Raw genomic sequence first — 23097 nt, 5'->3', positions numbered from 1 at the left:
GATGAACAAGAAGATAAATGCATATATGATGGCGGCTATGATGGCCGTCGTGTCTCCGGCAATCATGGGACAGACTGCCTCGGATGGGGTTAAAGTGATTTGTAACGACGTGGTACAGAAGGGTGACTCGGTATATATCGATGCCGTGGTGACGGTAAGTAGCGATGCGGTGAAATCCCGTAGCTATTTGGAACTGACCCCCGTCTTGGAATCGGCTTCGCAAAAAGAGGGGCTTCCTTCTATTTTGGTGAACGGACGTATCCGCCAGAAAGTATATAACCGTGAGGTCGCCTTGGATAATTTGAACGACGTACCTCATTATACTATCTTGAAAGCCGGGAAGGAAGATCAAGTGGTAAGTTATAAAACCGCCGTGCCTTTTGAGGATTGGATGAAAGACGCACGTGTCGTGTTAGACCCGAATCTATGCGGTTGCGGTAAGGAAGAGGCCGGTAGTCCGTTATTGATCGCGGACAAGATTCGTCGTCGTCCGGATAAGCGCTATGAGGTTCAGCCTACATTCTCTTATATCACGCCGATGGCAGAGACGGAGAAGCATCGTGCGGAAGTCGGTACGGCTTTCTTGGACTTCCAAGTGGGTAAATATCAGATTCTTCCTGATTTCCGTAATAATGCGGTGGAGTTGGCGAAGATCAATAATACGATCCGTACCGTTACAGAGGATAAGAACGTGAAACCGACAGGTATCGTACTGAAAGGATATGCCTCACCGGAAGGCTCTTACGCTAGTAATAAGAAATTGGCGGATAATCGTGTCAAAGCGTTACGTGACTATATCCGCCAGAAGAATGACTTCAAGGCTGATTTCTTCACGATGAGCTCGGAACCGGAAGATTGGGTCGGTTTTAAGGAAAAGGTAGAGGCCGATCCGAATGTGCCGAATCGTAGCGAGGTATTGGCGATTATCGATAGCTCGGATGATCCGGATCGCAAGGAGGCTAAGTTACGTGCCTTGGGTGGTGGCGCCGCTTTCCGTTATGTGCTGAAAGATATTTTCCCTTCGTTACGTCGCTCGGAATATAAGATTGATTATACGGTACGTGAGTTTACGGTGGATGAGGGGCGTGAGATTATCAAGACTCGTCCGCAACAGCTAAGTTTAGGGGAGATGTTCGCGGTGGCTAACAGCTATGAGATCGGTAGTGACGAATATAATAATGTATTTGATATCGCTGTCCGTATGTTTCCGAATGATCCGGTAGCGAATCTTAACGCCGCGAATATCGCTATGGGCAAGGGTGATTATGCTTCCGCTAAGAACTATTTGGCGAAAGCGGGGAACGCCCCGGAGGCGGTTCATGCGAAAGGAGTGTTAAGTATGTTGACCGGTGATTTGACGGAAGCGGAATCTCTATTGAAGCAGGCTCAGGATATGGGAGTAAAGGCCGCGGCGATAAATTTAGAGGAATTGCGCAAGAAAATAGAGGATAATGCGGTATTTGATAGTTTCAACGCTGTAAAATGATAGCTATTCCTCCCTATGTATAGGGTAGAAGGCACTTAATTTGTAAATGTCATGAAGACAAATATTAATAATAATTTCTTTTATATGGAACAAGCATCAGATGTAGTAGAGTTGGTTCTGCCTCATGAGGTAGATAATCCAAACAATGTCTATCTGTATCTGGAAGGAGATGCTTGGTGCGCATACGAACGTTCAGCCTACTATCTGACTCAGATGGAGGTTTCGGTTGTATTAAAGAAAGAAGTAATCCACGATGACTATGACGTGGTTTTACTGAAAGCTTTTTTCGCCGTGAATGATATGTATTTGCCCCTTTCTCCTACGGCTGTGCTGAAGTTGGTTGCCGACGATAAGCTACAGTTCCAGATAAGGGATAGGGTAGAAGGTTTTTCCGAATGGAAAGAGAATGAGTTAAAAAAATTATCTGCTTGATAAGGAAGCGAACGCTTCTTATTTAAGCATGTAAAGTTGAGGGGTGTAACGGTCCTGAAAAGTAGTGATACTTTTCAGGACTATTTTTTTGTATGGGGAGCTTCCCTGTAAATGATCACCCGGCAATCTGGGGAGAGGGTGACGGTAAATTGATTTCCTAAAGCCTCGTTGAGAGTTCCTTGCCACCATGAGGTGAGCTTTCGTTGGCAAATGGGCCAGCGGAGTCCTTCTGTACTAATCTCCCCTTCGGGATAAAGAACGAAAATGGAGATTTGTTGCCCCGGATAAGAAGCGAAAGTCGTTGTTTCTAAGATAGGTGTGAAAAGACCATAGTCGGATAACATCTCCACCCGCTTGAATAAGGGGGCATACTCCATAAGAAGGGATATATTTCCCAATGTATGATCCTCACGCAATCCGGTAGCTCCTAATATGAGAACTTCTCGATAGCCTTGGGCATGGGCGAAGCGGATGGATTTGGAGAGGTCGTTGATCTCTTGGTCCTCTACATGGTGGATTCGGTCTGCGTAGCGTTTGCGCAGGTCGGCGGGTATACTGTCCAAGTCTCCTACGATAGCGTCCGGATGAATACCCTTTTCATAAAGTGTCTTTACGGCTCCATCACAAGCGATAATCGTTTTCGCTTCCTTTAATAATCTCAAGGGTAACTCAGCGGAAGGAAATCTCCCATTCGCTACGATCACACATCCTCTTTCCTTCACTTCCGTATTATCTCCCATAATTCATAAATTATAAATTAAAACTCTTCCCCTTTCTTCCGCCAATTGTAATAGCCCACAATGGCTAGTGTCGCATAGCAAAAATAGAGTAGCATCGTCGGATACAAGCCCCGAAGGTAATAAAGATATACGGAAACGAGGTTTACGATTACCCAAAAAATCCAATGCTCGATAATTCGCCTTGCCAGCATCCAAGTAGCGACAATGCCTACCGACGTGGTGAACGCATCGCCTACGGGGATGGGAGAGTCCGTGAATTGATGAAGGAGATACCATAAGATGGCGAATACAACGGCCAATGTTCCGATAATCCCCACGAAAAGCGGAAGGCTCAGATGGGTGTATAGGATACGGTCGGAGGGAAGACTGTCGTTTTCCGTGTGTATCTCATGTTTCTTCCGGGTCCATTGATAGAAACCGTATATGCTGATTCCTACGTAATAGGTTTGCAATCCCATGTCCGCATAAATCTTAGCGGACAGGAAGACAAAGACATACACGAGGGAGGTGAGGAATCCCACCACCCACATGCCCTTATGTTGTTTAATCTCTAGAAAGAGATAGAGCAGACCGGTTATTACTCCGAAGTATTCTAGCCAAACCATTTTAGTAATTGATAATTGATAATTGAAAATTAAGTTAGAATTTGAAGGTGATCCTGGCCATGGCGTTCGTGCCGGCTTGGGTGAAATAACCGTCATCCTTTTTACGTGTGCCGTTTTCGATATACGAGTATACCCATGCGTTGGTCTCGTACTTCTCGTTGAAGAGGTTGTTGATAGTCACGTCTAGGGTTATTTCTTTCATGAACTTAGGCTGGAAGGCGTAACCGATACGTAGGCTATTGATAAAGTAGGGATCGATGGAACGATCCTTGCTGCTTGAATTGTCTATGTATTGGCGGCCTACTATTTGTGAGTTGAAACTCGCGATAAACCCTTTGTAAACGAAATCGAACATGCTGTTCGCTATTAGATTGGGTGAGAAAGCTATATTCGTTGTGCCTAGATCATTGATCTCTTGTCCTCCGGTATCCCAATTATCCACGTATTCCACGAAATGCTTGATTTTATTTTGGCTGAGGGTTACGTTCGCGCTCCAATTCAGCCAAGAGGTGATTTGTACACCTCCGGTAAGCTCGATACCCATTCGGTAACTATCCTTTATATTGGAAGTGAGGGCCTCGCCGATCTCGCTGATCTTGCCGGTCAGGATCAATTGGTTGTTGTAATCCATGAAATAGAGATTGGCTCCAAACCGGAAACGGTCGTTACCAAAACTATAACCGGCCTCGTAATCATATAAGGTCTCGTGGGTAGGACGTTCCTCGGGGCCTGCCTCCGTGAAATTGTCACGGTTCGGTTCCCGGTTAGCGACGGAGAAAGAGACGAAGGCGTTATGGCCATTGTTATGGAAGTTTATTCCGGCTTTCGGGTTGAAGAAGTTCCAGTTCTTACGAATGTCCAGTCCTTCCCCGGCTTTGTCATCGTTTCCCTTAATGGTGTAATGGATCCCACGGTATTGTAAGTCCAGATAGCCGGTGAAAAGAGGGGAAAGACGTTGAGTCAATTTAGCGTATGCGTTGTAGTCTAATTTCTTACCGGTATTGCGATAATATTCGTAATCCGGTTGTGGCAAGACGTTTGCGCTTTTGGTCCACATTACCCGGCCAAAATGATCGCCTACATAGTTGTTGACGGCGGTTCCCAGCGTAAGGCGGGTATTGTCACGTTGATAGTTTGCGCTATAAACGGCTCCATAGAAATAATTGTCGAGCCATTTACGGCGCACAAGGTCCGTCTTTTTTACGGTATTACCCTCCGGATCGATATATTCCGGTAGTTTATAACTGCTGAATTTGGCTTTCGATTTATAATCCTCGTAATATCCGTTACCATCGGTGTAATGAAGGGTCAGGTTCATATTCCAGAAATCTCCGATACGCTGGCTGGCCATTAAATGGTAGTTGTGTTGCCAATAATTATCCGTCTGATTGTTATAAAACTTCTTCACTCCATCTTCCTCATATTCTCCGCATGGATTATAGCTACGATCTGTGTCAAGTAAATAAGACGGAACACCGTTCCATGCTTGATAGGTCTTCTCGCTGTTCCCGAAGGCTTGGAATTTAATCAATGTATTATCGGCATAGAAAGCGGCGGAGGCATAGTAAGAACTCATACGGGCGGAGGCACGATCGATAAAGCCGTCGCTACGGATATTGGAGTAGCGGGCGTCGAAAGCGAAATGATCGTAAAGTAATCCGGTGCCGCCTTTTACCGTATGTTTCAGCGTACCGAAAGAACCTGCTGATACGGAATATTCGCCGTAAGGCTTTAAGGACGGTTTCTCGGTCTGCATGGCGACCGTAGCGCCAAAAGCCGCAGCTCCGTTCGTAGAGGTTCCGGTGCCTCGTTGGATCTGGATCGATTCTACCGAGGAAGCTATATCGGCCATATTAGCCCAGAATACGGTATGAGACTCGGAGTCATTAACCGGTACGCCATTGATCGTGATATTGATACGGTTCGCATCTGTACCCCGGATACGAAAACCGGAGTAACCGATACCCGTTCCGGCATCCGAGGTCATGATAACAGACGGGGATTGGGAGATAAGGAATGGGATACCTTGCCCGTTGTTCCGGCTGCTTAGTTCTTGTTTGGAGATGTCGCTATAAGCTACCGGGGTCTCTTTCCCGACTTTGGTAGCGGTAATAACCACTTCATCTAAAGATACGTCTTTTGAGATTTTCAAGGAGTCGACCGGACTGGGCATTTGTGCCTTGGCGGTTGTAGCCAGCAAGGAGCCGGCCAAGATAACCAATACATTTTTCATCTTTTCATCTTTTTGCTTTAAAACTAAATAGATGAATAGAAAGGATCGGAGAAGCATGAATCCCTACGACAGCATTACCTGTACAGGTTCTATGGGTATGATCTCAGCCCGCTCCTTTCATGAAGGATTTTGCGAGCACCCCTTCGTATTCGGCAGCAAAGATAGGCATAAAAGTGTTAATAAATATTACTATCAATGGTAAATCGGATTTCTATAGATATTAATTCTGATTACTATCGATCGTAATCCGGTTTGTGTCGTATTAATTTTTTCTGCAAAAAGATGAGGATATTTTGAGAACTCATTGATTTTTTGTATATTTGCGGGCGATTAAGTGAAGTTGAGGAGGGGGCGGGCAGTCCCCTTCTTTTGTTCTTAACAGATATGTGTATGATAGAAAAGAAAGTGGTAAGCCAATTAGTAGAGGAAAAACTAGCCTCTTCAAGCAATTATTTAGTAGACGTAGTGATTAAACCGGGGAACCTGATAGTCGTTGAAATTGATAACGATGAAGCGGTAAGCATTGATGATTGCGCTGAGTTGAGCCGGTATTTGGAGGAGCATCTGGATCGTGACGTTGAGGACTATGAGCTGGAGGTTGGCTCCGCCGGCATTACTTCTCCTTTTAAGGTACTTCGCCAATACGTCAAGAACATCGGAAACGAGGTGGAGATGCTGTTGAAAAACGGCTCGAAGCTGACAAGTGTGTTGAAATCTGCCGACGAGAACGGTGTGGTTGTCTCTGTTGAGAAGAAGGTGAAACCGGAGGGCGCTAAGCGGAAGGTAACCGTGATAGAGGATGAGTCGTATACATTTGATGAAATAAAATATACAAAATACTTAATAAGATTCAAGTAAGATTATGGCCAAGAAAGAGGAAACAATCAGTATGATTGACACCCTTGCGGAGTTCAAGGAGTTGAAGAATATCGATAAAGATACGATGATTAGCGTTTTGGAAGATTCGTTCCGCAACGTGATCGCCAAGATGTTTGGCACGGATGAGAACTATGACGTGATTATCAATCCTGAGAAAGGTGATTTCGAGATCTGGAGAAACCGTACGGTTGTGGCTGATGATGAATTGGAGGATGAGAACTTGCAGCTTACGTTGACGGAGGCCCGTAAAATCGACGCCGACTGTGAGGTGGGCGAGGAAGTGACCGACGAGGTGCATTTCGCGGACTTCGGACGTCGTGCGATCTTAAACTTGCGCCAGACTTTGGCTTCAAAGATACTTGAATTGCAGAAAGACAGCTTGTACGCTAAGTATAAGGATAAAATCGGCCACATCATCGCCGCTGAGGTTTATCAGGTGTGGAAGAAAGAAATCCTGTTGCTGGATGACGATGGTAATGAGTTGCTACTGCCGAAATCCGAGCAAATCCCGACCGATTTCTATCGTAAGGGAGAGACCGTACGTGCGATCGTTCAACGTGTGGATAACTATAATAACAACCCGAAGATCCTTCTTTCCCGTACGGATAAGGTCTTCTTGCAGCGGTTGTTCGAGTTGGAGGTTCCGGAGATTAATGACGGCTTGATTACGATCAAGGCGATCGCCCGTATCCCGGGAGAGCGTGCCAAAGTGGCTGTCGAGTCATACGATGACCGTATTGACCCGGTGGGTGCTTGCGTAGGTATGAAAGGCTCTCGTATTCACGGAATCGTTCGCGAGTTGAGAAACGAGAACATTGATGTGATTAATTACACCTCAAATCTCTCTTTGTTTATCCAGCGTGCTTTAAGCCCGGCTAAGATCTCTTCTATCCGTGTAAATGAGGAAGAAAAGAAAGCTGAGGTTTATCTACGTCCGGAGGAGGTTTCTTTAGCGATCGGTAAGGGTGGTCTGAATATTAAGTTGGCTTGTATGTTGACTGAGTATACGATTGACGTATTCCGTGATATCGAAGGAGCGGACGAGGAGGATATCTACTTGGATGAGTTCTCCGACGAGATCGACAGCTGGGTGATCGACGCACTGAAGAATATAGGATGCTATACGGCGAAGAGCGTCCTTGCTATGAACCGCAATGAGATTATTGAACGTGCCGATCTGGAAGAGCAGACCGTGGACGATCTTTTAGCTATCTTATCCGCGGAATTTGAAGATGAAGGTAACGAATAAGTATTACGACAAAGTTAGATATGCCTATAAAATTAATTCAAGTACAGAGAAAATTGAACGTGGGAATCAACACGGTGGTTGAGTTCCTGCACCGGAATGGGTTCTCGGTTGAGGATAATCCCAACACGAGGATCAGTGATGAACAGTATGCTTTGCTCGTAAAAGAGTTTGGAAAGGATCTGCCTGAGAAAGATCGTAATTTTGCGGCGGATCGTGCGCAGAAAGAGGCTCCTTCTGTGAAAGAAGAGAAGACTGCGGAAATAAAGACAGTGATACCGGAAGAATTCAGGCCTAAGATCGTAATGAAGGGTCATATCGATTTGGATGGTGGACAACATAAAAAACAGCAGGAAGAGCCGAAGGCTAAAGAGGAGCCGAAGGTGAAAGAAGAGCCTAAGGTAAAGGAAGAGCCGAAAGTGAAGGAAGCGCCTGCCGCTCCCGCTGCTCAAGCTCCTGTTAAACCCGCGCAGCCTGCGCAGGCTCCCACGGAGAAAAAAGAAGAAAAAGTTATAGTAGTGGAAGTGGAAAAAGAAAAAACCGTAGAGAAGCAACCGGTTGTTGCGGAACCTAAGGTGGAAAGTGTGAAACCGGAACAGGAAGTAGAGAAGACCGAGGAAAAAGACGATAATCTTTTCCGTTTGAACTCGGTTAAATTGGAATCAAAGATCAAGGTAACCGGTAAGATTGACTTGGATGCGCTTAACCAATCGACTCGTCCGAAGAAGAAAACGAAGGAGGAGAAGCGGAAAGAGCGTGATGAGAAGCAAAAGTTTAATAACAATCGGCCGGGTAATAATAGCAACGGTCCGGGCGCTCCTCATAAGAGTCCGAATTCGCCTACTTTGATTAAACCGAACGCTCCCACCAAACCGGGTGAGGAAGGTGACGCTAAGAAGAAGCGTAAACGTATCAAGAAAGATCGAGTAGACGTGAATAATACGCCGGGTACGAATTATCCGCGCCCGAATCGTGACGATCGTCCGAATAACGACCGTAAGCCTCGCTTGAAGAAGCCGGTGAAAGCGGAAGTTAGCGAAGAGGATGTTCAAAAGCAGATCAAGGAGACTTTGGCTCGCTTGACCAACAAGAATAATAAGAATAATAAGGGGGCTAAATACCGTCGTGATAAACGTGACGCCGCTGTGAAACGTGAGCACGAGTTGATGGAACAGGAAGAACTGGAAAGCAAGGTATTGAAGCTGACCGAGTTCGTTACGGCCAACGACTTGGCGAACATGATGGACGTATCTGTAACGGAGGTTATCGGTACTTGCATGAGCATCGGCCTTATGGTTTCGATCAATCAGCGCCTGGATGCGGAGACGATCAATATCGTGGCTGAGGAGTTCGGTTATAAGACTGAATATGTAAGCGCGGATGTTGTCGAGGCGATCAACGCTGATGAGGAAGATGATAACGAGGAGGATTGGGTAGCCCGTCCGCCTATCGTAACGGTGATGGGACACGTTGACCATGGTAAGACTTCTTTATTGGATAATATCCGTAGCGCGAACGTAATCGCCGGTGAGGCCGGTGGTATCACGCAGCATATCGGAGCCTACAACGTGAAGTTGCAGAATGGCCGCCGTATCACGTTCTTGGATACTCCGGGTCACGAGGCGTTTACCGCTATGCGTGCCCGTGGCGCGAAGGTGACGGATATCGCGATTATTATCGTGGCCGCTGATGATAACGTGATGCCTCAGACGATCGAGGCGATTAATCACGCTTCGGCTGCCGGTGTTCCTATTGTTTTCGCTATTAATAAGATCGATAAGCCACATGCTAATCCTGAGAAGATCAAGGAGGAGTTGGCGAATATGAATTACTTGGTGGAAGACTGGGGGGGTAAGTACCAGAGTCAAGAGATCTCCGCTAAGAAAGGTATCGGTGTCGAGGAGTTGTTGGAGAAGGTACTGTTGGAGGCCGACCTGTTGGATTTGAAAGCGAATCCGAAAAAACGTGCGGTTGGTTCTATCATCGAGTCTTCTTTGGACAAGGGACGTGGCTATGTATCTACCATATTGGTGGAGAACGGTACGTTGAAGATGGGAGATATCGTTTTGGCGGGAACTCATCAAGGACGTATCAAGGCGATGTTCAACGAGCGTAATCAACGGGTGGAGAAGGCTGGTCCTTCCGAGCCGGTATTGATCCTCGGTTTGAACGGTGCTCCTCAGGCCGGTGATACATTTAATGTATTGGAGACTGAGCAAGAGGCGCGTGAGATCGCTAACCGTCGTGAGCAATTGCAGCGTGAGTTAGGTCTTCGTACGCAGAAGATGCTTACCTTGGATGATATCGGACGTCGTATCGCCGTGGGTAACTTCCAAGAGTTGAACGTGATCGTGAAGGGTGACGTGGATGGCTCCGTAGAGGCTTTGTCCGACTCCTTGATCCGTTTGTCTACCGAGGAGATTCAGGTGAATGTAATTCATAAGGCGGTTGGCCAGATTTCCGAGTCGGATGTGGTTTTGGCGGCGGCTTCGAACGCTATCATTATCGGATTCCAAGTTCGTCCGTCTTTGCAAGCACGTAGAAACGCCGAGAAGGAAGGTGTAGAGATCCGTTTGTACTCTATCATCTACGATGCGATCGAGGAGGTGAAGAGCGCTATGGAAGGCATGCTTTCTCCGGAGATCAAGGAGGAGATTACCGCTTATGTGGAAGTTCAGCAGGTATTCAAGATCACCAAGGTCGGTACGGTTGCCGGATGTATGGTTAAGGAAGGCAAGATCAAACGTACGAACAAGATCCGCTTGATACGTGACGGTATCGTTATCTATGCCGGCGAGCTAGGCTCTTTGAAACGTTTCAAGGACGATGCGAAAGAGGTCGTGGCTGGCTTGGATTGCGGTTTGAATATTACGAACTTCAACGATATTCAAGTGGGGGATATGATCGAGGCTTACGAAGAGACTGAAATTAAGAAGACGTTATAACGATGAACTGGTTGGACATTACATTGCTATGTCTGGCAGGGATAGGATTTGTGAAAGGCCTGTTTGATGGAATCATCAAACAGGTTGTTTCGCTTATAGCCCTAGTGATCGCGATCTTTTTCTGCGGAAAAGCGGCGGCTTGGCTGAAAGGATATATCTTGGCGTTGGGTTGGTTTCCGGAAGAAGGGGTTACGATCTTGAGTTATATAGCGGGTTTTATCTTGATTATGGGGGTGTTTATTCTAGCGGGAGAACTGGTTACCAAGGTGGTAGGGGCGACACCGTTGAGCGTTATCAACCATTTGTTTGGTGGTTTTTTCGGGTTGCTGGTCGTTTTGGTCTTTACCAGTTTGCTGTTGAATGCGCTGGAGTTCGTGGATCGTGGATCGGTCTTGATTCATCGCCAATCAAAGATAGAATCTCGTTTTTATTATAGCGTGAAGCAAATAGTACCAACAATTTTCCCACATAATTTGTTTTCATTAGGAGAATGAAGGGCTTTTATCAATGGTTAATTTTTAATTATGCAGGATTCAAATCATATAATTAATGAGGTAACGAGCGGAGATTATAAATACGGCTTCGTTACCGATATTGATACGGAGGTGATCCATCGTGGATTAGACGAGGAGACGGTCCGTATTATCTCTGCCAAGAAGAACGAGCCGGAATGGTTACTCGAGTTCCGTTTGAAGGCTTTTCGCCATTGGCAGACGTTGGAGATGCCTACATGGCCTCACTTGAATATCCCGCCGATCGATTATCAGGACATTATCTATTATGCCGCCCCTAAGAAAAAAGAGGGACCAAAGAGCTTGGATGAGGTAGATCCTGAGTTGTTGAAAACATTCGATAAACTGGGTATTCCTTTGGAAGAACAGAAGCATTTAAGCGGAATGGCGGTAGACGCCGTGATGGATAGTGTTTCCGTGAAGACTACTTTCAAGGAGAATCTCGCGGAGAAGGGGATTATTTTCTGTTCGTTCAGCGAGGCTGTACAACATCATCCGGACTTGGTGCAGAAATATTTGGGCAGCGTGGTTGGTTATCGTGATAATTTCTTCGCCGCCTTGAATTCGGCCGTGTTCTCGGACGGTTCGTTTGTTTATATACCGAAGGGCGTACGTTGCCCGATGGAGCTGAGTACGTATTTCCGTATCAATGCCGCTAATACCGGACAGTTCGAGCGTACCTTGATTGTCGCTGACGATGAGGCGTATGTAAGTTATCTGGAAGGATGTACGGCGCCGATGCGTGACGAGAACCAATTGCATGCCGCTATCGTGGAGATCGTGGCGAACGAGCGTGCTGAGGTGAAGTATTCTACCGTACAGAACTGGTATCCGGGTGATAAGGAAGGTAAAGGCGGTATCTATAACTTCGTGACGAAACGAGGTTTGTGCAAAGGTGAGGGTAGCAAGATCTCTTGGACGCAAGTAGAGACCGGTTCGGCGATCACTTGGAAATATCCGAGCTGTATCTTGGCGGGTGATAACTCGGTAGGTGAGTTTTACTCGGTTGCCGTGACCAATAATTACCAACAGGCCGATACGGGTACGAAGATGATCCATCTGGGTAAGAATACGAAAAGTACGATCGTATCCAAGGGTATCTCTGCCGGTCATAGCCAGAATAGCTATCGGGGATTGGTAAAGGTGTCCGCCCGTGCGGAAGGCGCCCGTAACCATAGCCAATGCGATAGTTTGTTACTAAGCTCTACTTGTGGAGCTCATACGTTCCCTTACGCTGATATTCAGAATGAGACGGCGATCGTGGAGCATGAGGCTACGACGAGTAAGATCAGCGAGGAGCAATTGTTCTACTGCCAGCAACGGGGTATCTCGGTAGAAGAGGCTGTCGGTTTGATCGTGAATGGATATGCCCGTGAGGTAATGAATAAGTTACCGATGGAGTTCGCCGTCGAGGCTCAGAAATTACTAACGATCTCGCTGGAAGGCAGCGTAGGATAGAATAATTTTCAATTTTCAACTTTCAATTTTCAATTAGAAAAGATGTTAGAGGTTAAGAATTTACATGCCAACGTAAATGGCAAAGAGATATTGAAAGGTATCAACCTGTCGGTGAAAGCGGGTGAGGTACATGCTATCATGGGACCGAACGGTTCCGGAAAAAGTACGTTAAGTAGTGTATTGGTAGGTAATCCCGCTTTTGAGGTAACGGAAGGAGAGGTTATCTTCAACGGTAAGAATCTGCTGGATCTTTCTCCCGAGGATCGTAGCCGTGAGGGTATTTTCTTGAGCTTCCAATATCCGGTCGAGATCCCGGGAGTTAGTATGGTGAACTTTATGCGTGCGGCGTTGAACGAGCACCGTAAATATAACGGTCTGGAACCGGTTTCGGCTACGGACTTCTTGAAATTGATGCGTGAGAAGCGTGCGATCGTCGAGCTGGATAATAAACTGGCCAGCCGTAGCGTGAACGAAGGTTTCTCTGGTGGAGAGAAAAAGCGGAACGAGATCTTCCAGATGGCGATGCTGGAGCCGAAATTGGCGATCTTGGATGAGACGGATAGTGGTTTGGATATCGATGCCTTGCGTATCGTAGCGCATGGCGTGAACCAGTTGAGGACTCCGGAGAATGCCGCTATCGTAATCACGCACTATCAGCGTCTGCTGGATTACATCAAGCCGGATGTGGTTCATGTGCTTTACAAAGGCCGTATCGTGAAGACCGCCGGTCCGGAATTGGCCTTGGAACTGGAAGAGAAAGGTTACGACTGGATCAAGAAAGAGATGGGAGATGAGTAATATGAAGGCCGAGCAACAATATATCGATCTTTTCGCCCAATGTGAGGATCTGGTATGTCGTCATAGTACGCCGGTGATGAATGCCCTTAGGGCTGATGCCTTGGCGAACTTTGAGCGACTCGGATTCCCCTCCACGAGAAGCGAGGATTATAAATATACGGATGTAGCCCAAGCGTTCGCTCCGGATTACGGTTTGAATATCAACCGGGTCGCTATCCCGGTGAATCCTTATGACGTGTTCCGTTGTGACGTGCCGAACCTGAGCACATCGTTATACTTTGTCGTGAACGATACGTTTTACGATAAGGAATTGCCAAAAGCGCATTTGCCGGAAGGCGTGTATGCTGGAGGGTTGAAGGCTTTTACGGAGCAATATCCGGAGATCGCTTCCAAGTATTACGGAAAGGCGGCGCCGAGTAGCAAGGATGGTATTATTGCGTTGAATACGATGTTAGCCCAAGATGGTTTCGTGGTGTATGTACCGAAAAATGTCGTGGTTGAGCGTCCTATCCAATTAGTGAATATATTTCGTAATGATGTGGATACGATGGCGAACCGTCGTGTTCTGGTGATTATGGAACCTCATTCGGAGGCGAAGCTATTGGTTTGCGATCATAGTATCGATGACGTGAAATTCTTGGCGACTCAAGTGGTTGAGATTTTCGCGGAGGAAGGTGCTCGCTTTGATTATTATGATTTGGAAGAAAGCAGCGAGTCTACGACCCGTTTCTCTTCCGTACACGTAAAGCAGGCGGCCTCGACCAATGTCTTGGTAAACGGCATTACGTTGACGAATGGCTTGACTCGCAACAATTATTACGTGGAACTGAATGGCGAGTATGCCGAGTCTACCTTATGCGGTATGTCCGTTCTGGACAAGGGGCAACAGATGGATACCTATAGCCATATTACCCATGCGGTTCCGAATTGTACCAGCAACGAGTTGTTCAAGAACGTACTGAATGATCATGCCGTAGGTGTCTTCAGCGGACGTATCTTGGTGAAAGAGGATGCCCAGAAGACCGCCGCTTACCAGACGAACCGTAATCTGTGCGCTACCCGTGAGGCCCGTATGTACAGCAAGCCGCAACTGGAGATTTACGCGGACGACGTAAAATGCTCGCACGGTATGACGACCGGTCAGTTAGATGAGAACGCTTTGTTCTATATGCAAAGCCGCGGTATCCCGCGTGACGAGGCCCGTATGTTATTGAGCGTGGCTTTCACTTCCGACGTGATCGACCATGTACGCTTGGAGGCGTTGAAAGACCGTTTGCATAAACTGGTAGAGAAACGTTTCCGCGGTGAACTGGCTAAATGCGCCGGTTGCCGGATTTGTAAATAATCGCGAATAAGAAGAAAACAGTAATCAGACATGGATTATCCCGACGATCATGTAGGGAACCATGTCTGATTTTTTTATATCTTTGGCAGTGACTAATCACAAAGAAGAAAGGAATATAGTATGACAACGATGGAACTAGACTCCCGGAGGATGGAGTTGATTCGCGATATCATGGAAACCGATAGTCTGGAGGTACTAGATAAGGTAAAGCGTGCCTTTAACCGTGCGATCAAGAGCGTGGAGGCGAAACGTTTCGAACCGATTCCCGGTGTACCCAGTACCTTGGAGGAGGTGAAACAGGATATCGCCGAGTTCGAGGCTGAACTTGATGCCGGGACCTTGGTGGTTGTCCCGCATGAGGAGGTGATGAGAGAGATGAGAGAATTAATCGCCTCATTATGAATCATACATGGCAACAAAAAGCACGAGGAGAGCTGACTCGTGCTGTAACGTATTGTACTCGTACTTTTGGAAAACGAGTCGCTGAGAAATTTGTGGATTTGATAGACCATCAAGTTTCTTTGATCTTATTAAATCCCTACATGGGGCAACGAATCCCCGGGTTGGACACCCCTCGTCGTCAACTCCGCAGCCTAGTCGTTCATGAGCACTATCAACTGATTTATTATGTAGATGAGAAAAAGCAGCAACTATATATTGTCTCTTTATGGGATACACGTCGTGATCCTCTAACTTTGACGCATCGGATACAGCGAAAAAAAAAGTAATAACTTTCTAAAACCACCAACTTATGCAATTAACACACATCGCCCTATGGACGAATCATCTGGAACGTTTACGGGATTTCTATGTAAAGTATTTCAACGGTAAGAGTAATGAGAAATATGTGAATCCAAAGAAAGGGTTCGCCTCTTATTTCGTCTCTTTCGAGAGTGGCCCCGCTTTGGAGATCATGCAACGGCAAGATATTACTGAGGCTTACGACAAGGATCATATCGGCTTGGCTCATCTGGCTTTTCATGCGGATACGAAGGAGCAAGTGGATCAAATGATCGAACGTTTCCGGATGGATGGATACACGATCGCCGGTGAGACCCGCACTTCCGGGGATGGTTACTATGAGGGGGTAATCCGAGATCCTGACGGAAATATAGTAGAGATCGTCGTGGGCGGGGAGCCGGAGATACAAGTAGCTTTATTTCCTCCTTATGAGTTACTGCTGGAAGCCGATCCGGATCGGGAGAAAGTAGAGGCTTACCTAAAGGATTCGGATTGCTTTATCGCTACGGTACGAAATTCCGTTGCCGGCGTGATCGTGGTTCGCAAGGAGGAGGGTGGCAAGGCGGAGATCATGAACCTTGCCGTGGCGGATATCTTCCGTCGGCGAGGAATCGCCCGGAAACTATTACGGCATGTATCTAATAAATGGGCTCCGGCTCAAGATGTCGAGCTTTTGCGTATTTGTACCGGAACCTCAGCCGCCGGCCCGATGATGCTTTATCAACAGGAAGGCTTCGACTTGGTAGCCGTAGATCGCGATTATTTCGTACGGAACTATGCCGAGCCTATCTGGGAGAACGGCATTCAATGCAGGCATCAATTGATTCTTGAAAAGCGATTAAAATAGTATATATGAAAAGAAAATCGGGAGGTTTAAGGCCTCCCGATTTAATTATTAGTAATCTATGAATAGGTCCTCGAATGAAAAATCATCGGGGCTAATGGCATCACATTTCCAGTACGAAGATCCCTTTCGGTGCCAAGGATAATTCGTCTCCCAATGGAATCTCCTTTCCGGTTAATATCTCTTTTCCGGAGGTTTTACCTCGCAATACTTCCGCATAGCGGGCCAACGGGAGGTTCACCTCCTTGTCGCTGCCATTCATCAAGACCAATACGCTCCGGCCATCCAGACTGCGCTCGTACACGTAGACACCTTGGTTCACCATGAAATGTTTCATCTTGCCCTTAGCGATGATATCGTTGCCCTTGCGCCATTTCAATAAAGTCCGGAGGAAATTCCATGCGTCATTTTGCACCTCGCTGCGACCGGATGCCTCGAATTGATTCACCTTGTCGCCGGGCCAACCACCGGGAACATCCAAGCGGATATATCCGTCTCCCTTCTCCTTGGTGCCATTCATCAGCAACTCCTGCCCGTAATAGAGCTGGGGAATACCGGGGATCGTCAACAAGAATGTCACCCCTTGCTTGAACGCGTACAAATCATCGACAGACTCGGGCATGGAGGGAAGAAAACGATCCGTATCATGGTTCTCCAAGAAACGCAATACGTTATAGATATCGGGATATACATAATCATAACACATATGCTCGAAGATCGTGTGCAAGCCTCCGGAATACCCAGTCTCCTCATGGAACGCCTTACTCGCGATACCCATCAAGCGGAAATCCATTACCGATTTCAGCTCGGTATCCTGTCCGAAGTTCAACCGGCTGCCTTTCTGCCAATAAGCGGAACCGATCGTGTAGTTCATCCACGCCTCGCCTACGATGTTATACTCCGGATACTCGTTCATGACCTCCGTACACCAATTCCGCATCATGTCCACGTCGGCATACGGATACGTATCTTGACGGATACCATCCACGCCGCAATACTCGATCCACCAGATAGAGTTCTGGATAAGGTATTTGGCTACATGTGGGTTCTTTTGGTTCAAGTCCGGCATGCTCGGGACAAACCAGCCGTTCAGCATCGTCTCCTTATCATAATCCGAGACGTAAGGATCGAAATAAGCCTCTTTATCGTGGTTGGTCTGCACGTAGTTATCGAGATTATTAAACCAGTCGTGGCTAGGGATATCTTTCATCCAAGGATGATCGCTTCCACAATGGTTGAAGATCATATCCATTACGACACGCATGCCCCGCTCGTGCGTCTTCTCGATCAAGCGGACGTAGTCCTCGTTCGTGCCGAAGCGTGGGTCTACCCGATAATAATCCGTCGTGGCATATCCGTGATAAGAGCCTCCCTCCATGTCATTCTCCAATACTGGGTTCAGCCAGATAGCGGTAACGCCCAGATCCTCGATATAATCCAAATGCTGTTCGATACCGGCCAAGTCGCCTCCGTGACGGGCGTTCGGGCTGTTACGGTCTACCTTATAAGCGGTACGCATCGGGATTTGATCGTTCGAGGGATCTCCGTTCGCGAAACGATCCGGCATGATGAGATAAAGCACGTCGGAAGAGTCAAACCCCTTGATCCGATCGGCGTTCGGTTTACGGGCCTTCAACTCATACGAGTAATTGAAACTCTTTTTGTCCTTCGTGAACGTGATATCAAACCTGCCGGGCTTGGCCTTTTCCACGTCCAGATAGATCAATAGGTAATTCGGGCTTTCCAACGCTACCGAGCTTTTCAACTGTACGCCGGGATATTTCACGCTAGGGAGATATCCGGCGATATCCTTACCATACACCATCAGCTGGAGTTCCGGGTTCTTCATACCGCTCCACCAGAAGGCCGGCTCGATTTTAAGGTTATCGGCTGAAAGCGTACTGGAAGCGAAAAGGGCCAGTAAAAGGCTCAAGAATAAATGTCTGTTCATGATATATGTTTATTGATTTATATGACAAGGTTGTACATACGCGAAGATAGAAGGATTCCATTGATAATAACACGTTTCCGCCCAGCGAAAAGAGAATAAAAATCACGCGAACGTTTGCGAACCCTCGTAAATTAAGACTATCTTTACTGCCTAAATCTAATCAACTAATTCAAATGATAAAAAGTCTAATTGTATCCATGCTTCTGACAGGTTGCGTTTCCTCCCTGTCCGCACAACAAAGTTTTTGGAAAGAAGATTTCTCCGCCGGGAAATTACCCGACGGCTGGATGATTGTCGATTCGACGAAATCGGCAAAGTGTGAATGGATTGTAACCGATCAGCCTTATCCCGGTTCTTTCCAGTTTGAGCAACAAGCGCCTCCCATCGCCTCTACGAGTCGTGGCTATCATATGCAATTCCGGCCGGGCGTAGTCACCGGGGAGGAGATCACGAAGTGGAATCAACGGGAGGAATACCCGAACGGCTATTTCCAGACCAGCGCTATCGATTGTGCGGGAAAGAACGATGTGGTATTGAAATTCCAGCACTTGTTTCGTTGGAATAATTGGTTCACCGGAAAACGTGCCGGCCTTTGGGTTGGCGTCAGCAACGACGGGTTGAATTGGAAAGAGTATAACGTGATGGATAAGATCCCCGCCGCTACCCAGCTTCATGCCCCGGTGAATGAGGAGATTAACATCAGCGAGGTAGCCGCGAACCAGAAAACTGTCTACTTGCGTTTCTTCTGGCGGGATATCTTCTCTTGGTATTGGATGGTCGATGATATTGAGCTGACAGAGCCTTTTGCGCATGATTTGGCTTTGGAGAAAGTGACCTCACACCAAGAAACCGGGAATACGTTCACGAAGGAAGACGTGTTGAAAGTGAAGCTGAAGAACGTTGGTTCCCAGCCCGTAGACGAGGATTTCACGGTAACCGCCTCCTTGAACAACGGTCAGAAACTAACCGCCACGGTAACCGCCTCCGGGCATCCGATCGCTAAACAAGAGGAATATGAGGTAGCTTTCCCCGCTACCGACCTAACCCAGATGGGCTCCTATAAAATAGAGTTCGCTATCCAATACCCGAAGGATGAGCGTTCGTCAAACAACGTATTAAAAGCGAACCTGTTCGCCGCCCGTATGAACTTGGGTAAGTTGACGAAGTTCAATAAGATCAGCAACACGGAATATGAGTTCGTCTCCGGGTACGCTAAGGTTAAGTTGATGTTTTACCGGGATGATATCTTCCGTATCTGGTTGGCACCGGATGGGGAATATACCAATCCGGCGGCAAACTCGATCGTTGTGGATTATGCGGTAAAGAACCCGAGAGTCTCCATGGCCGACAACGGCAGCTATTATAAGTTCACGACTCCCCAATGTGTCGTACGTGTCTATAAGAACCCTATTCGTTTCGCCATGTATGACAAGAATAACCGTGCCGTGATCTACGAGGAGGCCGAACCACTTGCCTTCGGACTAAAAACGACCCAAACGATGCGCCGTAGCGGTGATGAGGATTTCTACGGTTGCGGTATGCAACAAGGTAATTTCTCATACGCTGGGAAGGAAGCGGATATCGAGGTGACCGGTTGGGATGAAGATCAATCCTCTAACCCGGCTCCCTTCTATATGTCCACGAAAGGATATGGCGTATTCCGCAATACGTTTGCCCCGGGACATTATGCCTTCAACGGCACGGAGATGCTGGGCAAGAGCTATGATGATGGCTTTAAGCTGATGGGCTTCACCAGTCAGTTGACGCATAACGAGAATCGCTTTGACGCGTTCTACTTCTACGGCCCTTCCTTGAAAGACCTATTGAACGACTATACGGATATCACCGGAAAACCTTTTATGCCGGCGATGTGGATGCTTACGATGGGAGACGCTGACTGCTATAACAAAGGGGAACAGCGCACCGGATGGCCTCAATCCACCCCGGACGTAATCAGCCAAGTTGCTGATAAATATGTGGAATATGATATGCCCCGTGGCTGGATCTTGCCGAACGATGGCTATGGTTGCGGCTATGTGAAATTGGATTCTGTTGTGACGGAATTAGGTAAACGAGGCTTCCATACGGGCTTATGGACAGAGAATGGTGTGGATAAGATTGCCTACGAGGTTGGTAAATGTGGTACCCGCCTGTGTAAATTGGATGTGGCTTGGGTTGGAGAAGGCTATGAGTTTGCCTTGAACGGCTGTAAATCCGCATTCGAGGGTATCGAGAACAATACGAACGAACGGGGCTTCGTATGGGCTGTTTGCGGTTGGGCCGGAACCCAGCGGTATTCTACGGTATGGAGCGGTGATCAAGTGAGCAACTGGGATTATATCCGTTACCATATCCCGACGATCACGGGTGCCGGCCTTTCCGCCATGAACGCCGCTACCAGCGATGTGGACGGTATCTTCGGCGGTTCCCCGAAAACCTATACCCGCGACTTGCAATGGAAGGTTTTCACCCCGATCTTTATGACCATGAGCGGCTGGGCGGATGCCGACCGTCAGCCTTGGGTATATGGGCATCCGTACACGGATATCAACCGTAAATTCTTAAAGCTGAAGATGCGTCTGAACCCGTACGCCTATACCTATTGCCATGAGGCGCATACGACCGGTGTACCGATGGCTCGTGCGATGGTACTGGAATTCCCGGATGACGTGGTTACTCGTGATACGACCACCCAATATCAATTTATGAGTGGCGAGTGGATGATGGTTGCTCCTGTATATACCCGTAAGAACGTACGTGATAGTATTTACTTCCCTGCCGGAGAATGGTACGACTATTGGACCGGAAAGAAATACGAGGGTGGCAAGTGGTTGGATAAATATGAGGCTAAACTGGATATTTGCCCGGTATTTATCCGTCAAGGTGCCATTATCCCGATGTATCCGGATATGAATTATGTAGGCGAGAAACCTGCGGATGTCTTGACCTTGGACTTATATCCCTACGGAAACACCTCTTTCAATTTATATGAGGATGACGGTCTCACCCGTGATTATAAGAAAGGCGAGTTTGCCCGTACCTTAATCTCTGTTTCCTCCCCAAAAGGTGAGAAAGGCACGATCACCGTGGATATTGCGAAAGCGAAAGGAGATTATAAAGGACGTTACCAAGAGCGTACTTACCTATTGGATGTCCGCTCGGAGTCCAGCCCGTCAAACGTAACCGTAGCCGGGAAGCCGCTATCTGCCATCTCCCCCGAAGCGCTCAATGCCGGACAAGAAGGCTGGTACTTCGATGCCTCGGATCGTATGGGAAGGGTTAAGGTACGGACGAACCGTTTGTCTACGAATCAGGATCAGAAGATTGTAATTGGTTTCTAACACTTCTATTTATTTTAAAGATATATGAAAACACAATTGACTTTATGTATATCCGGGACATTGCTGCTTATCGGAATGTCCGGTTGCGAAAAAGCTCCGGAGCGTCCTATGAATGTTGTGTATATCTTGGCCGATGATTTAGGCTATGGAGATGTTGGCTGTTATGGCCAACAGATTATCAAGACTCCCAATATAGACCGGATGGCGAAGGAGGGAATGTTGTTTACGCAGCATTATGCCGGATGTACGGTGAGTGCCCCTTCCCGTTGCTCCTTGATGACCGGATTGCATACGGGACATACGCAAGTCCGGGGAAACCGGGAGATCACGCCCGAAGGCCAACAGCCGATGCGGGAGGATACCTATACGTTGGGTAAATTAATGAAATCGGCCGGTTATACGACCGGTATCTTTGGTAAATGGGGGTTGGGAAATCCGGGCTCTGTCTCCATTCCTAATAAGATGGGTTTCGATGAGTTTTATGGATATAATTGCCAACGGCAGTCGCATTCCTTCTATCCGGATCATTTATGGCATAATGAGGAGAAGGTTCTTTTTCCTGAAAACGAGAACAATGCTTGCAAAACATATTCGCAAGATTTGATTCATGAGCAAGCATTGAAGTTCATCCGGGATCATAAAGAGCAACCGTTCTTCGCGATGCTTACCTATACGTTGCCTCATGCGGAATTGAATCTTCCGCATGACTCCATTTATCAGATGTACGAGAACTCATTCGAGGAGACTCCTTATATCGGTAAGTTCGATAAGGTGAACGGCGGCTATAACACTTCCGAGAAACCGAAAGCTTCCTTTGCCGCCATGGTCTCCCGGTTGGATAAATACGTGGGGGATGTAATGGCTGAATTGAAAGAGTTGGGTTTGGATAAGAATACCATCGTGATTTTTACCAGTGATAACGGCCCACATCATGAAGGTGGAGCTGATCCCGATTTTTTCAAGAGCTACGGACCTTTCAGGGGGATCAAACGGGATGTATATGAAGGAGGTATCCGTATACCTATGGTGGCATGGTGCCCGGGTACGATCAAGGCCGGAGCTCAATCGGATCATATAAGCGCATTCTGGGATGTCATGCCTACGTTGGCAGAGCTTACAGGTACGGTTTTGCCCGAGCAGACGGATGGAATCTCTTTCTTACCAACCTTGTTATCAAAGAAAAATCAACAGGCCCATGATTATTTATATTGGGAATTTCACGAATTGAATGGCCGGGAAGCATTACGCTCCGGTAAATGGAAACTAATCCGGCAACCGATCGTGGGTGAGACTATATTGGAACTGTATGATTTAAGTAATGATATACATGAGGATACGAATCTAGCGGAGAAGTATCCCGATAAGGTAAAAGAACTAGCATCCTTAATGGATAACGCCCGTACAGAGTCTCCGTACTTTGACTTTGGAAGAGAAAAGTAGGCGTGCGAGTAGAGGATAAAGTGTAAGCGTAATATCTGTTAGGTAATGATAAAAAAGGCTTTCTTTCAGGGAGAAAGCCTTTTTTTTGTATCTTTGGCTCT

Annotated in this window: 18 protein-coding genes and 1 riboswitch; of the genes, 14 read left to right on the top strand and 4 right to left on the bottom strand. The window is 47.2% G+C overall.

Features of this window, described 5'->3' with window-relative positions; translation table 11 throughout:
• Position 1: 1 nt before the first annotated feature.
• Positions 2 to 1486, top strand: coding sequence for a DUF3868 domain-containing protein (locus DWX33_RS11180; RefSeq protein WP_005867573.1), 1485 nt, complete (start codon positions 2 to 4; stop codon positions 1484 to 1486).
• Between the two features lie 51 nt (positions 1487 to 1537).
• Positions 1538 to 1918, top strand: a complete 381-nt coding sequence (locus DWX33_RS11175; RefSeq protein ID WP_005867576.1) for a hypothetical protein — start codon at positions 1538 to 1540, stop codon at positions 1916 to 1918.
• A gap of 80 nt (positions 1919 to 1998) precedes the next feature.
• Here the strand turns inward: DWX33_RS11175 and DWX33_RS11170 are convergent, their stop codons facing one another.
• Genes DWX33_RS11170 through DWX33_RS11160 form a run of 3 tightly spaced genes read right to left on the bottom strand, consistent with a single transcriptional unit; the run spans position 1999 to position 5496 of the window.
• Positions 1999 to 2658, bottom strand: coding sequence for a thiamine diphosphokinase (locus tag DWX33_RS11170; RefSeq protein WP_057328872.1), 660 nt, complete (start codon positions 2656 to 2658; stop codon positions 1999 to 2001).
• Positions 2659 to 2675: 17 nt separating this feature from the next.
• On the bottom strand, positions 2676 to 3263 hold the full coding sequence (gene pnuC, locus DWX33_RS11165; RefSeq protein WP_008777886.1) for a nicotinamide riboside transporter PnuC: 588 nt from the start codon (positions 3261 to 3263) through the stop codon (positions 2676 to 2678).
• Between the two features lie 34 nt (positions 3264 to 3297).
• Positions 3298 to 5496, bottom strand: coding sequence for a TonB-dependent receptor (locus DWX33_RS11160; protein WP_122370170.1), 2199 nt, complete (start codon positions 5494 to 5496; stop codon positions 3298 to 3300).
• A 42-nt stretch (positions 5497 to 5538) separates the two neighbouring features.
• Positions 5539 to 5649, bottom strand: a riboswitch (TPP riboswitch).
• 237 nt (positions 5650 to 5886) lie between these two features.
• On the opposite strand from DWX33_RS11160, the gene rimP reads away from it, so the two are divergent.
• From rimP to DWX33_RS11110, 10 genes are all read left to right on the top strand, one after another.
• Positions 5887 to 6354, top strand: coding sequence for a ribosome assembly cofactor RimP (rimP, locus tag DWX33_RS11155; RefSeq protein ID WP_199486259.1), 468 nt, complete (start codon positions 5887 to 5889; stop codon positions 6352 to 6354).
• Positions 6355 to 6358: 4 nt separating this feature from the next.
• On the top strand, positions 6359 to 7624 hold the full coding sequence (gene nusA, locus DWX33_RS11150) for a transcription termination factor NusA (protein ID WP_005867586.1): 1266 nt from the start codon (positions 6359 to 6361) through the stop codon (positions 7622 to 7624).
• A 20-nt stretch (positions 7625 to 7644) separates the two neighbouring features.
• On the top strand, positions 7645 to 10566 hold the full coding sequence (gene infB, locus DWX33_RS11145) for a translation initiation factor IF-2 (protein WP_008777887.1): 2922 nt from the start codon (positions 7645 to 7647) through the stop codon (positions 10564 to 10566).
• Between the two features lie 2 nt (positions 10567 to 10568).
• Positions 10569 to 11060: a CvpA family protein gene (locus tag DWX33_RS11140; RefSeq protein WP_005859392.1), complete on the top strand. Its 492-nt coding sequence runs from the start codon at positions 10569 to 10571 to the stop codon at positions 11058 to 11060.
• Between the two features lie 30 nt (positions 11061 to 11090).
• Positions 11091 to 12536, top strand: coding sequence for a Fe-S cluster assembly protein SufB (gene sufB, locus DWX33_RS11135; RefSeq protein ID WP_005859390.1), 1446 nt, complete (start codon positions 11091 to 11093; stop codon positions 12534 to 12536).
• A 42-nt stretch (positions 12537 to 12578) separates the two neighbouring features.
• The gene (sufC, locus tag DWX33_RS11130; protein WP_005859388.1) at positions 12579 to 13334 is read left to right on the top strand and encodes a Fe-S cluster assembly ATPase SufC; all 756 of its coding nucleotides are present in this window, start codon (positions 12579 to 12581) and stop codon (positions 13332 to 13334) included.
• Entirely contained in the window at positions 13327 to 14679 is a 1353-nt protein-coding gene (gene sufD / locus DWX33_RS11125; RefSeq protein ID WP_122380408.1) for a Fe-S cluster assembly protein SufD, read from the top strand. Before sufC ends, sufD begins: the two co-directional genes overlap by 8 nt.
• A gap of 120 nt (positions 14680 to 14799) precedes the next feature.
• Complete coding sequence (locus DWX33_RS11120) at positions 14800 to 15081, top strand: hypothetical protein (RefSeq protein WP_122380407.1); 282 nt, start codon at positions 14800 to 14802, stop codon at positions 15079 to 15081.
• Entirely contained in the window at positions 15078 to 15407 is a 330-nt protein-coding gene (locus tag DWX33_RS11115) for a type II toxin-antitoxin system RelE/ParE family toxin (protein ID WP_122380406.1), read from the top strand. The genes DWX33_RS11120 and DWX33_RS11115 overlap by 4 nt, the downstream gene beginning before the upstream one ends.
• A gap of 23 nt (positions 15408 to 15430) precedes the next feature.
• Entirely contained in the window at positions 15431 to 16267 is an 837-nt protein-coding gene (locus DWX33_RS11110) for a GNAT family N-acetyltransferase (RefSeq protein ID WP_122380405.1), read from the top strand.
• Positions 16268 to 16367: 100 nt separating this feature from the next.
• Here DWX33_RS11110 and DWX33_RS11105 read toward each other — a convergent pair whose 3' ends face one another.
• Entirely contained in the window at positions 16368 to 18215 is a 1848-nt protein-coding gene (locus tag DWX33_RS11105) for a glycoside hydrolase family 13 protein (protein ID WP_122380404.1), read from the bottom strand.
• 173 nt (positions 18216 to 18388) lie between these two features.
• On the opposite strand from DWX33_RS11105, the gene DWX33_RS11100 reads away from it, so the two are divergent.
• Entirely contained in the window at positions 18389 to 21556 is a 3168-nt protein-coding gene (locus DWX33_RS11100; RefSeq protein WP_122380403.1) for a TIM-barrel domain-containing protein, read from the top strand.
• Positions 21557 to 21580: 24 nt separating this feature from the next.
• On the top strand, positions 21581 to 22996 hold the full coding sequence (locus tag DWX33_RS11095) for an arylsulfatase (protein WP_122380402.1): 1416 nt from the start codon (positions 21581 to 21583) through the stop codon (positions 22994 to 22996).
• Positions 22997 to 23097: the final 101 nt, after the last annotated feature.

Source organism: Parabacteroides sp. AF19-14 (assembly GCF_003635485.1).
GTDB classification, from domain to species: domain Bacteria; phylum Bacteroidota; class Bacteroidia; order Bacteroidales; family Tannerellaceae; genus Parabacteroides; species Parabacteroides distasonis.
Note: the sequence above shows the minus strand (reverse complement) of the source record. Positions and strands in the feature narration are given on the sequence as shown.

What these genes read in the sequence shown, in the direction of transcription:
- DWX33_RS11180 (WP_005867573.1), top strand. Translation starts at nt 2, where the DNA reads ATGAACAAGAAGATAAATGCATATATGATGGCGGCTATGATGGCCGTC.
- DWX33_RS11175 (WP_005867576.1), top strand. Translation starts at nt 1,538, where the DNA reads ATGAAGACAAATATTAATAATAATTTCTTTTATATGGAACAAGCATCA.
- DWX33_RS11170 (WP_057328872.1), bottom strand. Translation starts at nt 2,658, where the DNA reads ATGGGAGATAATACGGAAGTGAAGGAAAGAGGATGTGTGATCGTAGCG.
- pnuC (WP_008777886.1), bottom strand. Translation starts at nt 3,263, where the DNA reads ATGGTTTGGCTAGAATACTTCGGAGTAATAACCGGTCTGCTCTATCTC.
- DWX33_RS11160 (WP_122370170.1), bottom strand. Translation starts at nt 5,496, where the DNA reads ATGAAAAATGTATTGGTTATCTTGGCCGGCTCCTTGCTGGCTACAACC.
- rimP (WP_199486259.1), top strand. Translation starts at nt 5,887, where the DNA reads ATGATAGAAAAGAAAGTGGTAAGCCAATTAGTAGAGGAAAAACTAGCC.
- nusA (WP_005867586.1), top strand. Translation starts at nt 6,359, where the DNA reads ATGGCCAAGAAAGAGGAAACAATCAGTATGATTGACACCCTTGCGGAG.
- infB (WP_008777887.1), top strand. Translation starts at nt 7,645, where the DNA reads ATGCCTATAAAATTAATTCAAGTACAGAGAAAATTGAACGTGGGAATC.
- DWX33_RS11140 (WP_005859392.1), top strand. Translation starts at nt 10,569, where the DNA reads ATGAACTGGTTGGACATTACATTGCTATGTCTGGCAGGGATAGGATTT.
- sufB (WP_005859390.1), top strand. Translation starts at nt 11,091, where the DNA reads ATGCAGGATTCAAATCATATAATTAATGAGGTAACGAGCGGAGATTAT.
- sufC (WP_005859388.1), top strand. Translation starts at nt 12,579, where the DNA reads ATGTTAGAGGTTAAGAATTTACATGCCAACGTAAATGGCAAAGAGATA.
- sufD (WP_122380408.1), top strand. Translation starts at nt 13,327, where the DNA reads ATGAGTAATATGAAGGCCGAGCAACAATATATCGATCTTTTCGCCCAA.
- DWX33_RS11120 (WP_122380407.1), top strand. Translation starts at nt 14,800, where the DNA reads ATGACAACGATGGAACTAGACTCCCGGAGGATGGAGTTGATTCGCGAT.
- DWX33_RS11115 (WP_122380406.1), top strand. Translation starts at nt 15,078, where the DNA reads ATGAATCATACATGGCAACAAAAAGCACGAGGAGAGCTGACTCGTGCT.
- DWX33_RS11110 (WP_122380405.1), top strand. Translation starts at nt 15,431, where the DNA reads ATGCAATTAACACACATCGCCCTATGGACGAATCATCTGGAACGTTTA.
- DWX33_RS11105 (WP_122380404.1), bottom strand. Translation starts at nt 18,215, where the DNA reads ATGAACAGACATTTATTCTTGAGCCTTTTACTGGCCCTTTTCGCTTCC.
- DWX33_RS11100 (WP_122380403.1), top strand. Translation starts at nt 18,389, where the DNA reads ATGATAAAAAGTCTAATTGTATCCATGCTTCTGACAGGTTGCGTTTCC.
- DWX33_RS11095 (WP_122380402.1), top strand. Translation starts at nt 21,581, where the DNA reads ATGAAAACACAATTGACTTTATGTATATCCGGGACATTGCTGCTTATC.